Here is a 14026-nt window from a genome sequence, read left to right as displayed (position 1 = left end):
AGATTATGACGCCTGCCCCCACCCCCCAATCCGCCCCGGCAGGCGGCCGCGGAACGTACCGCGATGAATGGGGCATCCCGCATTTGTGGGCTGATACCGCTGATGAACTCGCCTTTCTCCAAGGCATGAATGCCGCGACGGACCGTTCCTGGCAGATCGAGCTGGAAAGGTGGCGTTCGGAAGGCCGTACCGCCGAAATTTTGGGCGCCGATGCTGTGGTCTGGGACCGGTTCGCCCGTCAAGCCCGGCTGGATGACACCGCGCGCCGCTGCTATGAGAACCTCGACGCCGACACTCAACGTTGGTGCGCGCAGTACGTGGCCGGCGTCAACCAGGCGTTGGCGGACGGTCTCCGGGGTGGGCCGGAGTTTCAAGAATCCGGCAGCGAAGCCGAGCCATGGAATCCATGGACCCCGCTCGGCGTCTTTCTGGTGCATCACATCCTCTTCTCAACCTTCCCCAACAAGTTGTTCCGTGCCCACGTCGCGCGGACACTCGGCGACGACGCCGTGAGCTTGTTCAGCATCGAAGCACCCGTCTGGTCAGGCAGCAACGCTTGGGCCGCCCACGGAGCGACGACTACCAGCGGCCTGCCGCTCATAGCCGGCGACCCCCACCGCCTCATGGAGCTGCCCGGCGTCTACCAGCAGATACGGCTCGCATGCCCGGAGTTCGACGCAATCGGATTCGCGTTCCCCGGTGTTCCCGGACTCCCCCATTTCGCCCACACGGGCAACACAGCCTGGGCCATCACCAACGCCATGGCCGACTACCAGGACCTTTTCGTCGAAGAGCTGCGCCGGGTCAGCGACTTCGCCGGTGAGCGCATCGAGGCGCGGGGAGCGGAGGGCTGGGAGCCCGTCGACGTGAGTTCCGAAACCATCCGCGTCCGCGGTGGTGAATCGGCGTCCGTTGAGATTATTGAGACCAGCCGGGGTCCGGTCATCTCGGAAACGCCCGACGGCGGCGCCTTGAGTCTGCGCTTCCCGGCCCGGGTTGAGGGACGGTTGGGGTTCGAAGCCCTCCTGCCGCTGTTGCGCAGCCGGAACGTCTCCGAGGTGGAAACCGCCTTCGATGCGTGGGTGGAGCCCGTCAACAGCGTGGTGGCCGGGGACGTGTCCGGATCTGTGCGGCACTTTGTTGCCGGGCTGGTCCCGCAGCGTAACCCCGCCAATCGGCGCTTACCCGCTCCGGCTTTCTCGGCCCGCCATGACTGGGAGGGGCAGTACGTGATCCTGCCCCGCACCGAGATCCAACAATTCGCAGTGAGCGCGAACGACCGCGCCGCCGGAGGCGGCGATGCCGTGGCCATGGAGTTCGCGCCCGCGCATCGGGCCCTGCGCATCCGGCAGCTGCTGGAGTCGGCCGCCGAGCCGTTATCCGTGGATGCCATGCAGGCCATCCACACGGACACCTTGCTGGGTCCATGGCCGTTGTTCCGGTCAATGCTCACCGGCCTGAACGCCGACGACCTGTCCCTCGAAGCCAAGGAGCTAAGGGCTCTCTTGGTGGAATGGGATGGCTCGATGGATGCAAGCAGCCATCACGCCGCCGTTTTCGCTGCGTGGCGTGGTGCGTTAGTCCAGCGACTGGCACGGCATCCCGCGCTTACGGCGTTGAATGAATCCACAGGCTACTCGCCGCTGTTCGGGCCGTGGTTGTCGGTGACGTCCCGCATTGGTTTTGCGCTGGAGACCCTGCTGGCTCGCGGCTCCGAATTCGGCATCAACGGTGGAGTGGAAGCTGCGGCAGCGCTCGAGGTTGCTGCACTGGAAGAAGCCCTCCTGGACGGTGCTGTCTGGGGTGAGCGGCACAAGCTTCTGGCCGTGCATGTCCTCCCGGGCACGCTCGCGGCATCGGCACCCGTTGCTGACCTAAGCGGGGACACCGGGTGCGTCCTCTGCACCGAGAGCCTCCCCGGTGTAGATGACCGAAGCTTCCGCGGACCCGTAGCCCGTTACGTCTGGGATCTGGCCGATCGGCGCAATAGCCGTTGGATCGTTCCCTTCGGAGCGTCGGGCAGGCCGGGCCACCAGCACTTTGCCGATCAGCTCCCGCTCTGGACTGCCGGGGAACTCGCTCCAGTGGTCACTGACTGGTCCGTTCTGACCAAAGACACCCCTGAGCAAACACCCGCCTGACTCAAGACCCGCCTGCCCATTCCCGTCCCCTACATCAGCCTGCATCAGCCCCGAAGGAAGCCATGACCACCACCACGCAGGACTTCTCCGTCCGCACCACCGTCTACGCCGAGGACCTCGAAGGATGGGGTGCGCTCCGGATTGTTCCGCTGATTCCCCGCGAGGACATCGATCTCATCTTCGAATGGGTTACCCAGCCCCGCGCCAAGTTCTGGGGAATGACGGAGAACTCCCGCGAGGAGGTCCTGGGGATCTACGAGTTCCTTGACTCGCTGGATACCCACCACGCGTTCCTGGCCACCTTGGACGGGGAGCCGTTGGCCCTCTTCCAGACGTACGAGCCCCTGCATGATCCCGTGGGCGAGGCCTACCCCGCCCGAGAGGAAGACATCGGCATGCACCTGCTGCTGGCCCCTGCCACGCGGCCCATTCCTCACTTCACCCCGCGCCTGGGCACGTCCTTGATCAAGTACATGTTCTCCCTGCCGGGCAAGGACCGGATTGTGGTGGAGCCGGACTCCCGCAACGCCAAGGCCCTGCGCCGCTTGGAAGCGACGTGCTTTGAGCTGGGACCCATCATCCAGCTTGCCGAGAAGGAAGCCCAGTTGGGTTTCCTGACGCGGGCAGGCTTCGATGAAATCCAGCAGCGTCCCGCGCGCTAGCGCCAGACGAAGCTCCAGGTTCCCGCGCCCACTGCCGTCAGGACCGCACCGGCTGAGATAACCAGTCCTCCAAGGACTACCCACGCATCCAGGAGGGAATAGGTGGATTCCCGCGCCCACGTCCTTTGACCACCGCCGAAGCCGCGCGCTTCCATGGTCACCGCCAACCGCGACGCCCGCCGAACAGCCTGAACCAGCAACCCGAAACTCTGGCCGAGCGTGGCCTTCAAACGCTGAAAAGGGCTGCCTTGGGAACCGACTCCGCGGGCACGGCGGGCCATTCCGATGGTTTGCCACTCCTCTGCCATGAGGCCCACCAGCCTCATGGCAGCGAGGGATCCGAGGACGAAGCGGTGCGGCAGCCTGGCCTTCTGCGCCAGCGCGTCGGCCAGGTCTGTGGGATCGGTGCACGTCATCAGCAAGATCGCTGGCAACGCAATCGCCAAACCGCGGAGCATGAAACCAAGCCCCAGCTCAAGGGAGCCTTCGCTGATGGACCAGAGCCCGACGTCGAGCAGTACAGCGCCGCTGTCCGCCGCCACGATCGCGGTGCTCCAGCCGCCGATCGCGGCCGCGATGATCAGGGGCCAGGCCCGCTGCCATAAAAGCCTGAAAGTGAGGCCGGCCAACGGGAAGAGCGCCAGTTCAGCAATGAGTGCCGTTGAGGCCGAGACCCAGTCAATGGACAGTGCCAGCGCAAGGGATATGAGGAAGACCGCTACGAACTTGGCCAGAGGGTTGGCACGGGTCAGCAGGGAGTGGTTTCCGCGAATATTCAGTGCGTCCCTCATGCTGCGCCGGCTTCCTGATGGGTGGCTCGGCCCTCCGTGATCGGGCCTAGCCGCAGTTCTGTGCCGCCGAGTACGGCACTGAATTCCTGATCGTGGGTCACGGAGACCACCGCGGTTCCAGCGTCCAGCAACTCGGAAAGGAACGACGCCAATTCTGCCCACGTGTTGGCGTCCTGGCCGAACGTGGGCTCGTCCAAGACAAGAACCTTCGGATGTGCCGCGAGCACCGTGGCCACCGAAAGCCGCCGCTTCTCCCCGCCGGACAACGTGTACGGGTTGGCGTCCACAAGATGCGTCAGCCGCAACCGCTCCAACAGTTCATCCACGCGTTCCTCGCCATGGCCCAGATGCTTCGGACCGAACATGAGTTCATCCAGGACCTTGCCCGTGACGAACTGGTGCTCAGGCTCTTGGAACACCGTCCCGATCCGAGAGATCAAACGGTCCGCTTTCCACTTGAACGGGTCAATGCCCGCGCCTTCGGAAAGCTCGACGGCGGCACTCACCTTGCCGTCCACAGGCGCCAAAAGGCCAGCCAACGTGAGCGCGAACGTGGACTTGCCCGCACCGTTTGGGCCCGTAATGGTCAGTGCCTGGCCAGCTCTTACCTGCGCACGGATGCCCGTTTGCACCGGCATGGGCGGGATGGTTTTGAACCCTTTGCGCCGTGGCTTTTCACGGGAAACAGAAAGGTCCTGGGCTGCGAGGAGAAGCTGCGCGGTGTCGGGCTCATTGTGCCGCCCCCGGGTTGCCGGGACGTACCCGGGCACCCAGACGCCTGCCGACATGAGCATGGTGCGGGCCTCGGAAAGGACCTGGTCCGGAGGGCCGTCCAAGAGGACGCCGCCCGTGACCCGCCCGGCCCCTGCGGCCGCGCTGGACCCTGCGGCCGATCCCGGCTGCAGGACCACGATCCGGTCCACCAGGTCTTTCCACACAGAGACGCGGTGTTCCACCACAACCAGCGTGGCACCTGTCTTGTCCAGGCAGCGCCCAACAGCATCCCGGACCTCCAGCACACCTGCCGGGTCCAGGTTGGCTGTTGGTTCGTCCAGAAGGATCAGGCCGGGGCGCATGGCCAAAATGCCCGCAAGCGCGAGGCGCTGCTTCTGGCCCCCGGAGAGTGCCGCCGTCGGGTGATCCAACGCCAGGCCGCCACCCGCGGCGGTACGCAACCCGACGTCGTCGAGCGCTTCATGGACGCGGGACCAGATTTCGTCCCGCGGAACTGCAAGGTTCTCCGCGCCGAAGGCGACGTCGTCGCCAACCCGCGACAAGACCACCTGCGTTTCCGGATCCTGCTGCATCAGTCCGGCACGGCCACGCTGCTCGCGGGGCGCGACGCCGTCGATCAGCAGGGAGCCGGTCTCATCCGAGTCGTCTTCCTCATCCCCCAGCACCCCGGCGAGGGCGTGCAGGAGGGTCGACTTGCCGGCGCCCGAAGGGCCCAGCAGCAGAACCCGTTCCCCCGGTTCGATCCGAAGGTCCAGGCCTTGAATGGCAGGCTGGGCCCGGCCGGCATGCCGCCATCCCCAGCCCTCGGCGGAGATGGCGGCAGGCCGGACCGTGCCGCTTTGCGTGGCGGACATCAGTTGAAGACTGGCTCCGAAGCGGCCTTGCGCGAGGCGAAGGAGCTCAGCACCCCGGTCTTGGCGAGGCCGCGCGTCGCAACCCAGGAGAGGGCGCCGGCGATGATGGCACCGGAGATCGTGGTGAAGGTGATGTAGGCCAGCTTGTCGATGGCCTCGTAGGCGATGTTCCAACCCCATGGCAGGAAGGAGTCGTTCAGGCCGCAGAAGAGGCCCGCGCCGGCGCCCGCAAGGAGCGCGGTGGGCAGGTTGAACTTCTTGTACCTGAAGGCGGCGAAGATGAGCTCGGCGCCCAGGCCCTGCAAAACGCCGGATATCAGCACCGTGGTGCCGTACTGCGAGCCCATGATGAGCTCACCGGTGGCGGCGACGGCTTCGCAGAACAGCGCAGCACCGGGCTTGCGGATAATGAGCATTCCCAGGACCGCGGGAATCATCCAGCCACCGGCAATCAAGCCTGTGAGCGGCGGATACGTCGCGTTCATGGGGATGGATACCAGTGCCGCGCCCTGGGACCATGCCCAGAAGATCACGCCGCCGGCGATGGCGATAAGAGCCGCCACAACGATGTCTACAACGCGCCAGTTATAACTGGCCTTCTTCACGTTTACCGTGGTCATTTTCTGCCTCCTGAGGTTACAGGAGGGGAAAGTGCTCCCCGGATCCCGGGTCCGGCTCGCGCCGTCCGCATCCGGACACTCTGAGAAGCTCGACTCCCTTGCGCCGGTACTAACCGGATCAGGTTCGAGGGTCTGCGGCTGTCCGCACTCTCAGCGCCCTCGCGTCTCCTGCATCTCTGCAGAGTCCGACGGCGGCGCTCCCCTGTCGTTATCAAATCTGCCCTGATGGGCTGGTTCAGTTTACACCTGAGTCCGTGGCGGGCGCTGCGGTCCAGTCACAATCGCCTTCCCGTCCTTGAGGTGCCCGCTGCCAAGCGCGTTGCGAGGCCCGCTCTACACCTTTCCCGCACGCCATTCCCTGCACACCAGGCCTAACAACGAGACGGGGGTGCGTTGCGAGGCCCGCTCTACACCCCTCCCCCACGCCATTCCCTGCACACCAGGCCTAACAACGAGACGGGGGTGCGTTGCGAGGCCCGCTCTACACCCCTCCCCCACGCCATTCCCTGCACACCAGGCCTAACAACGAGACGGGGGTGCGTTGCGAGGCCCGCTCTGCACCTTTCCCGCACGCCATTCCCTGCACACCAGGCCCCACAACAGGACCTGAGAGAATGAATCAGCAGACTTCACCGCGGCAAAGGGGCACATTTCATGACGGACATCTCCGGCTCGGGACTTACAGACACCAACGCCGTGGCGGAACCCCGCCTGGCAGCGAGCGTCATCCTGCTCCGCGACGCCTCGGACGGCCTCGAAGCCTTCGTCCAACACAGGGTGAGCACCATGGACTTTGCCGCCGGAATGGTGGTCTTCCCTGGCGGACGCGTCGATGCCGCCGATCAGAGCGGGTGGGACTACCCGGCGGAGCTGCTTCAACGCCACGCAGCCGACTGGAACCAGAGCTCCCTGAGCGCGGATCCGGGAGCAGCAGCGAAGAACGCCGGGACGGTACTCGCTGCCGCCATCCGCGAGGTTCAGGAGGAGGCCGGACTCACCATCGATGCCTCCGACCTCCGCCCGTGGGCCAACTGGATCACCCCCACGGACATGCCCAAACGCTTCGACACGTTCTTCTACGTTGCCAAGCCCTCTCCGGGAGCCACGCCGCAGCACCAAACCACGGAAGCCTGGCAATCACTGTGGATGCCGGTGGCGGACATTCTTGAAGCGGAAGCCGCAGGCACGTTGAAACTGATGCCGCCCACCTATTACCTGCTCAAAGAAATCGCCGGACTCGGAACCGTGGACGCTGTCTGGTCGGCCGAACACCCAGTCGTTCCAGTACTTGCGCCGGTTGGTTCATTGGCGGCGTTCCTCAAGGAACGGGAAAGCCGCCGCTAACGGTGTGGCCTTTAGAGCTAGGCTGGGGGCATGAACCTCTTCTTCAAGCTGATCGGTGCCGGAGTAAGCCTCGGAGCAGGATTCGTAGGCACCAAACTCGTCAATAAAGGGTGGGAAAAGGCCACTGGCAACAAACCACCCATGGGCAACGACGATATGGAAACCAGTCTGCGTTCGGCGCTGACATTCGCACTGATTTCGGCTTTTGTGAGCACGCTCATCCAGGTCCTGGCAAGCCGGGGCACGCAGCGCGCCATCGCGCGCTTCGCGAAGACCCACGACATCGTCTAGGCACCCGAACCACGAACGCCGGGATCACCTGCAGGTGACCCGGCGTTCGTTGTGGCTGCTGCTAGCGGTCGCTCCCCGGTTCCTGACCGGCGGCCGCCCTTTGGACCACGGCTTCCAACTCATCCTTGGTGAGCTTTTCGCGGTGTCCGTGCTTGGTGCGGTACGCCGAGCGGCCCACCATGTGGGCAGAGACGGGCGCCGTGAGGAGCTGGAAAATCCAGGCCACCACCAAGACAGGCCACACCCACCAGGTGCGCATCTGGAGTCCGATTGCGGCAAGCATAAGGAACAACCCCAGGACCTGCGGTTTGGTGGCTGCGTGCATGCGGCTCATGAGGTCCGGGAAGCGGAGCAAGCCGATGGCCGCGCCCAGTGACATCAGGGCACCCACCACCAGGAATACGGCGGTGACAACATCAATCACAGCGTCAAGGCCGGTGGCATCAGGACTCATTGCTTTGCTCCCTGCGTTCGGCCACGAACCTTGCAACTGTCACAGAGCCGATGAAACCGATCACTGCGAGCGCTACCAGCAGCATCAGATTGTTCAGATGCTTGTTCAACGCCATATCGATCGCCAGGGCAGCGCCCAGGATTGCCAGCAAAACGTCTGATGCCAGAACGCGATCCAGGAGGGACGGGCCGATGGCGATGCGGATAATTGCCCCAGCGGCGGCCAAGCTGAGGATCACGGCCGTAGCTACGAGAACCGCTTCTTTCATAACGCTGCTCCTTCCATCCCGGGACGCTGTTCGGCTTTGAGGGCCTCGACTTCTTCGCGTGTACCCATGATCCGGATCAGTCCTGCTTCGATGTCTTGGGTTTCCTGACGAATCTTGTCGATGTCCGCCTCTTCGTAAATGTTGAGCGCGTGCAGATAAAGCGTGGACGTGGAGCGGTCCACCTCCACCACCAGGGATCCGGGGATCAGCGAGATAACGTGCCCGGTGGCCGTCACCATGAGGTCGGAATGGCTCCGCAAAGGAACGGCGACGACGGCGCTGCGAACCTTGGGTCCCTTGGCTACAGCCAGGTACAGCACCAGGAAGCTCGCTGCCACCACTTTGGCGAGGAACAGGAGGGCGAAAGGAATGGCGCGCAGGATGTTGAACCTGCCGCTGAGCTCCACCGGGGGGAGGTAGAAGAACTTGGCCACCAGCACGGCGATCAGTGCGCCGAACAGGAGGTTGCCCGGGCTGAAGTCCCGCCACAGCGCACCCCACACGATCACCAACCAGATGAGCAACGGCAGTTCAGTGCGGAACGAGATCGGTTTGCGGCTCATTTCGCATCACCCGTCTGTACTTCATCAGTGTGCGTTTCATCCGTCTGCGCAAGCGGCGGCACCACAACGGAATCTCCCAACACGGAGTGAATATAGGCGGAGCGGTCCAACATGATTCCAGCGGAGCCGTCAGCAACCTTGAACAACGGACCTGCGAAGACCGTCAATGCCACGCCGAACACCACCAGCCCAGCTGTTGACCCCACCATGGTCCGTGGGAGCACTCCGACGTTCCCGGGGGTTTTCAGCACGGGGTCCGGGTACTCGGCGTCCTCAGGCTTCCTCCAGAACGCCCTGTTCCACACGCGGGCGATCGCCAGCAGGGTCAGCAGGCTGGTCACCACGCCACCTACCACCAGCACGATGGCCAGCGGCGTTCCGAGTTCAACACCGGCCTGCAACAGCCCCAGTTTTCCAAGGAAGCCGGAGAACGGTGGGATGCCTGCCAGATTCATCGCAGGAACAAAGAACAGCAAGGCCAGCAGCGGTGAGAGCTTCGCCAAGCCACCCAAGCGGTCCATGGATGAGCTGCCGCCACGCCGCTCAATAAGACCCGTGACCAGGAACAAACTGGTCTGCACTGTGATGTGGTGGGCAACGTAGAAGACCGCAGCCCCGAGTCCGGCCACGGAGCTCATCGCCAGGCCAAACACCATGTAGCCGATGTGGCTCACCAAGGTAAAGGACAGGAGACGTTTGATGTCACTCTGGGCCAAGGCGCCCAGAATTCCGACAATCATGGTCAGTAGCGCCACCACCATCAGTGGAACGTTGAGGGTGTCCCCGGGGAACAGGAGCGTTTCCGTGCGGACCATCGCGTAGACGCCCACTTTTGTCAGCAAGCCTGCGAACACGGCGGTGACCGGGGCGGGAGCAGTTGGATAGGAGTCCGGGAGCCAGAAGGACAGTGGGAAGACTGCTGCCTTGATCCCGAAGGCCACCAACAACATCACGTGCAGGAGGTTTTGCGTGCCTTGGTCCAGTTCGGCCAGCTTGATGGCCAAATCCGCCATGGTGATGGTTCCGGTGGCTCCGTAGATCATGGCGATGGCGATGAGGAACAGAACGGACGACACCACGGAGACCACAACGTACGTCACGCCCGCGCGGATACGTGGCCCTGTCCCGCCCAACGTCATGAGCACGTAACTTGCGGTCAGCAGGATCTCGAAGCCGACGTAAAGGTTGAAAAGGTCACCGGTGAGAAAGGCATTGGACACGCCCGCGACCAGAATCAGGTACGTGGGGTGGAAGATCGAAACCGGCGCTTCCTGGTCGCCGTCGGCCATGCCCTGCCCCGTAGCGTAGATCAACACCGCGAGGCTCACCACGGTGGAGACCACCAGCATGAGCGAGGAGAACTGGTCCACTACCAGGACCACACCCCACGGGGGCAGCCATCCGCCCAACGTGACCGATGTGGTGCCGCCGTCCCACACCGAGATCAGGAGGAGGCATTCGAGCAGGAGGGTTGCGCTGAGGATGCCAATGCTCACCGCACGCTGGGCGCTGTGGTGGCGGATCAGCAGGAACGCCAGGGCAGCACCCAGAATTGGTAGGAGGACAGCTAGCGGCGACAGGTTCGCGAGATTCACGCGCTGCCTCCTTCCTGGGTTGTTGCCGTGTTGGGGGTCTCTGTGGCATCCGGCTTTTCGCGATCCGCCGGGCTTGCGGGGGTGATCGCGAACTCCGAGGTTTCCAGCGGAACAATGGCGTCGTCCTCGGCGTCGAAGCTCGGAGTCTTGGCCACGCGCACGTCTTCGAGGTCATCCTGGATCTCGTCCTGACGAGCCAGAACCCATGTGCGGTAAATGATGCCCAACATGAAAGCCGTCACGGCGAAGGAAATGACGATCGACGTGAGGATCAGCGCCTGGGGCAAAGGATCGTTGTAGGTGTCCGGGTTCGTTTCCTTGTTGAACAGCGGTGCAAGGCCGGCGTACCCTCCCGTGCTCAGGATCAGGATGTTGGTGGCGTTGGCCAACAGCATCAAACCCAACAGCACGCGGGTGAGGCTGCGTTCCAGGATCAAGTAGATGCCGCAGGCGTACAGCACGCCCATGACGATCAGCAAGGTCAGGTTGATGCTCATGCGTTACCCTTCCCGAGCGCGGCGGATTCAGCGGCTTCGTGGGCAAGCTCAGGATGCTCGGCAGCGTCTTCCTCTGCAAGGGGCATGCTTTTGCCTTCAAAGTGTTCGTCGATTTCGGCGCCGAGGCTGCGGAGGACGTCCAGCGCCAACCCCACAACCACGATGTACACGCCGATATCGAAAATCGTTGACGTGACGAACTTGACGTCACCGAAGACGGGCAGCCAGAACTCGATGATCGCGCTCTGGAATACCTGGCCGCCAAGGAACAGTGGGACCACACCCGAGGCTGCCGCCGTCGCAAGTCCCGTCCCCAGAAGCGTGCCGGCGCTGATGGTCGCTGCCTCACTCAACTCGAAACGCCCACCGGCCAGATAGCGGATGGTGAGGGCGAGGCCTGCGGTGAGGCCGCCTGCGAAGCCGCCGCCCGGCAGGTTATGTCCGGCGAGGAGGAGGTAGATGGAGAAGATGATCATTGAGTGGAAGATCAGCCTGGTCACCACTTCGAAGATGATCGAGCGTCGTTCCGGCGCCAGCGTGCGTCCTGCAACCAGCCAAGCGTCGCGGGTAACGTCAGTGAACTTCCTGGCGACGGCCAGCGTGGCACCGTCGCGTGAATCGCGGTCGACGCCGGTGCGGCGCCCCACGCTGCCTGCCGGCACGGCCTCCGAGGTCTTGATCCTGTCGCCGCGGCTACGGACGAAGATCAGGCTGGCAACACCCGTGGCGGCAATGGCCAACACGGAAATCTCACCAAAGGTGTCCCACGCCCGGATGTCGACGAGGGTCACGTTGACCACGTTCAGTCCGCCGCCGCCTTCATAAGCCAGGCGCGGGAATTCAAGGGAGATGGGAGTGGCTACACGGGCGCCCATGGCGTAGATGGCCACGAAAATCATGGTGATGCCGAACGCTGCCCCGATGATCACGCGGATCACCCGGAGCCTGCCGCCGGTCCTGTCCCTCAGCTCGGCAGGCAGGCTGCGCATGGCCAGCACGAACGCCACCAGCACAATGGTTTCCACCAGCATCTGAGTCAGGGCGAGGTCCGGCGCGCCCTGCAAGGCAAACATCAGCGCGATGCCGTAGCCCGTGACGGAGACCATGAGAACGGCGAGGAAGCGCTTGTTGGCGCGGACTGCTGCCAGCGCACCCACCACGATTCCCGCCCCGGCCACCAACTGCAGTGGGGAGTTCGGGTCGATGAAATAGATGCCGCCCGGCAAGGGCTTGTTGGCCACAATCAAGGCGGTGGCCGGCACAGCGAAGGCGACAGTCAGGATAACTGCCAGGTAGAAGTACAGCGAACCACGCTGCGTGCGGCCCGTTACCCACACTGCGATGTCGTCCAAGGCACCGATGGTGTGCTGGTAGGCGCGATCACCGTCAACCCAGTCCGGAACCAAGCTTTGCGCCCGGGAGACGAGGTTGCGTCCGTAGAACATTGCAGCACCAGCCGCGAAAGTTATCGCTGTCAGCCCCAACGCAGGGGTGATGCCATGCCACAAAGCCAAGTGTCCGGCGTCGACCGCGTCCGGGCCGTCAGCGAACAGCGCTGCGTAAGGCTGAATCCAGGTGTCCACGGGTGCCGGCCACACACCGTAGGCGATGGTCAGCAGGCTCAAAATTGCGGGCGCGGCCAGGAAGGCGGGCTTGATGGGCTTGAAAGGCGTGGGCTCCACGCCGGGCTTGACGGCAAACGCGCCCCACATGAACCGGGCGCTGTAGGCGAACGTCAGGATGGAGCCGATGACCAGGCCAATCAGGATCCAGACGCCCCAAACCGGCGCGTCGTCGCCGGTGCCGTAGTGGACAAAGGCCTCGAAGACCGACTCCTTGGCTACGAAGCCAGCCAACGGAGGCACGCCGGCCATGGACGCCGCCGCAATACCGGCCACCACTCCGAGGGCACGTGAAGAACGGAAAACCCCGGAAAGCTTGCGGATATCGCGTGTTCCGGATTGATGGTCGATGATGCCGACCACCAGGAACAGGGCCGCTTTGAACAGGCCGTGCGCCAGGAGCAGCCCGAGTCCTGCAAGGGCAGCATCAGGCCTGCCCAGACCAACCACCATGGTGAGGAAGCCGAGCTGGCTGACAGTGCCGTAGGCGAGGATGAGCTTGATGTCGGTTTGGCGAAGTGCGCGGTACCCACCCACCAGCATGGTGGCCAGGCCCAGCCCCAGAACCACGGGAAGCCAAAATTCCGACGTCGAAAACCCGGGAGCAAGGCGCGCGACGATGTAGATGCCGGCCTTCACCATGGCAGCCGCATGCAAGTAGGCGCTCACCGGTGTGGGAGCAGCCATGGCGCCCGGCAGCCAGAAGTGGAACGGGACAAGGGCCGATTTGGTCACCGCACCGGCAAGGATAAGTACGACGGCGGCAGTCACCGCTCCCTGCATCGGTCCGCTCATGAGCGTCCCGGCCTGGTCCAAAATCGCCGAAATCCGGTAGGTGCCGGCAGCTTGGCCCACGATGATGAGGCCCACGAGCATCGCCAGGCCACCAGCCGTGGTGACCATGAGTGCCTGCAGCGCCGAGCGGCGTGCTGCCAAACGGGTGCGCGCATAGCCGATCAGCAGGTAGGACAGGATAGTGGTGAGTTCCCAGAAGATGAACAACATCAGGAGGTCATCGGAGGTCACCAAGCCGAACATTGCGCCGGCAAAGGCCAGAAGTTGTGCCCCGAATCCGCCGAGGTCCGCATCCTTGTTCTTGAAGTACCGGGCGCAATAAACCAACACCAAGGATCCAACGCCGAGGATCAGCAGCGACATAACCCAAGCCAAGGGATCCATGCGGAAAGCGAGTTCCAACTTCAGGCTGGGGATCCACGGGAGGATCTCTTCTATGCCTCCGCCGGAATATACGGCTTCGTACTGGAAGATCAGCCAAATGAAAGCGCCCGCGGGGACTGCTGCGAGGGAGTAGAACGCGTTCCTGCCGAGCTTGCTGAAGATCAAGGGCGCCACAGTTGCCGCTACAAAGGTGATGGCGAGAACTGTGATCACTGTTATCTCCGCAAAGTCAGGAACGAATTGTCAAAAGTTGGAGCAGGCGGTCATACGTTGGGTTCGGTTGGTCCAGTTTATCAAGGGCGTCCGACAGTTTTGGGCTAAGTGACCGGGCTGCGCGGAAGGCTTAAACAAGCGTTGTCCACAACGCGGTCTGTCATGTGCCCGCCGTTATCCCGGCCGCTATAGCATTC

At 63.6% G+C, this 14026-nt stretch carries 13 protein-coding genes and 1 riboswitch; of the genes, 4 read left to right on the top strand and 9 right to left on the bottom strand.

All coding sequences use genetic code 11. From position 1 onward, the window contains the following. Positions 1–5 precede the first annotated feature (5 nt). Both J3A64_RS20990 and J3A64_RS20985 read left to right on the top strand, forming a co-directional pair. Complete coding sequence (locus J3A64_RS20990; protein ID WP_210065719.1) at positions 6–2141, top strand: penicillin acylase family protein; 2136 nt, start codon at positions 6–8, stop codon at positions 2139–2141. 62 nt (positions 2142–2203) lie between these two features. Then, positions 2204–2803, top strand: coding sequence for a GNAT family N-acetyltransferase (locus J3A64_RS20985; RefSeq protein WP_210065718.1), 600 nt, complete (start codon positions 2204–2206; stop codon positions 2801–2803). On the opposite strand, the gene J3A64_RS20980 is transcribed toward J3A64_RS20985, so the two are convergent. From J3A64_RS20980 to J3A64_RS20970, 3 genes are read right to left on the bottom strand one after another with little or no spacing between them, the layout of a single operon-like run. Further along, a complete protein-coding gene (locus tag J3A64_RS20980; protein WP_210065716.1) occupies positions 2800–3594 on the bottom strand; it encodes an energy-coupling factor transporter transmembrane protein EcfT in 795 nt (264 codons plus the stop codon). The genes J3A64_RS20985 and J3A64_RS20980 overlap by 4 nt on opposite strands. Continuing rightward, a complete protein-coding gene (locus J3A64_RS20975; protein ID WP_210065714.1) occupies positions 3591–5183 on the bottom strand; it encodes an ABC transporter ATP-binding protein in 1593 nt (530 codons plus the stop codon). Before J3A64_RS20975 ends, J3A64_RS20980 begins: the two co-directional genes overlap by 4 nt. Then, entirely contained in the window at positions 5183–5803 is a 621-nt protein-coding gene (locus J3A64_RS20970; RefSeq protein ID WP_011776286.1) for an ECF transporter S component, read from the bottom strand. Before J3A64_RS20970 ends, J3A64_RS20975 begins: the two co-directional genes overlap by 1 nt. Before the next feature lie 77 nt (positions 5804–5880). Beyond that, a riboswitch (TPP riboswitch) is annotated at positions 5881–6017 on the bottom strand. 440 nt (positions 6018–6457) lie between these two features. Between J3A64_RS20970 and J3A64_RS20965 the strand changes: the two genes are divergently transcribed. After that, positions 6458–7147 carry an NUDIX hydrolase gene (locus J3A64_RS20965; protein WP_011776287.1) on the top strand — a complete coding sequence of 230 codons (690 nt, stop codon included), beginning with the start codon at positions 6458–6460 and terminating at the stop codon, positions 7145–7147. A gap of 30 nt (positions 7148–7177) precedes the next feature. After that, the gene (locus tag J3A64_RS20960; protein WP_011776288.1) at positions 7178–7438 is read left to right on the top strand and encodes a DUF4235 domain-containing protein; all 261 of its coding nucleotides are present in this window, start codon (positions 7178–7180) and stop codon (positions 7436–7438) included. A 61-nt stretch (positions 7439–7499) separates the two neighbouring features. Here the strand turns inward: J3A64_RS20960 and mnhG are convergent, their stop codons facing one another. Genes mnhG through J3A64_RS20930 form a run of 6 tightly spaced genes read right to left on the bottom strand, consistent with a single transcriptional unit; the run spans position 7500 to position 13829 of the window. After that, a complete protein-coding gene (mnhG, locus tag J3A64_RS20955; RefSeq protein ID WP_011776289.1) occupies positions 7500–7892 on the bottom strand; it encodes a monovalent cation/H(+) antiporter subunit G in 393 nt (130 codons plus the stop codon). Continuing rightward, on the bottom strand, positions 7882–8160 hold the full coding sequence (locus J3A64_RS20950; RefSeq protein ID WP_210065713.1) for a monovalent cation/H+ antiporter complex subunit F: 279 nt from the start codon (positions 8158–8160) through the stop codon (positions 7882–7884). The genes mnhG and J3A64_RS20950 overlap by 11 nt, the downstream gene beginning before the upstream one ends. Next, positions 8157–8723 carry a Na+/H+ antiporter subunit E gene (locus J3A64_RS20945; protein WP_014922941.1) on the bottom strand — a complete coding sequence of 189 codons (567 nt, stop codon included), beginning with the start codon at positions 8721–8723 and terminating at the stop codon, positions 8157–8159. The genes J3A64_RS20950 and J3A64_RS20945 overlap by 4 nt, the downstream gene beginning before the upstream one ends. Further along, positions 8720–10318 carry a Na+/H+ antiporter subunit D gene (locus J3A64_RS20940; RefSeq protein WP_011776292.1) on the bottom strand — a complete coding sequence of 533 codons (1599 nt, stop codon included), beginning with the start codon at positions 10316–10318 and terminating at the stop codon, positions 8720–8722. Before J3A64_RS20940 ends, J3A64_RS20945 begins: the two co-directional genes overlap by 4 nt. Continuing rightward, the gene (locus tag J3A64_RS20935) at positions 10315–10815 is read right to left on the bottom strand and encodes a Na(+)/H(+) antiporter subunit C (RefSeq protein ID WP_011776293.1); all 501 of its coding nucleotides are present in this window, start codon (positions 10813–10815) and stop codon (positions 10315–10317) included. Before J3A64_RS20935 ends, J3A64_RS20940 begins: the two co-directional genes overlap by 4 nt. After that, positions 10812–13829: a Na+/H+ antiporter subunit A gene (locus tag J3A64_RS20930; protein ID WP_210065712.1), complete on the bottom strand. Its 3018-nt coding sequence runs from the start codon at positions 13827–13829 to the stop codon at positions 10812–10814. Before J3A64_RS20930 ends, J3A64_RS20935 begins: the two co-directional genes overlap by 4 nt. Between the last annotated feature and the right edge of the window lie 197 nt (positions 13830–14026).

Source organism: Pseudarthrobacter sp. PvP004, from assembly GCF_017876035.1.
In the GTDB taxonomy this organism is placed as follows: Bacteria; Actinomycetota; Actinomycetes; order Actinomycetales; family Micrococcaceae; genus Arthrobacter; species Arthrobacter aurescens_A.
Note: the sequence above shows the minus strand (reverse complement) of the source record. Positions and strands in the feature narration are given on the sequence as shown.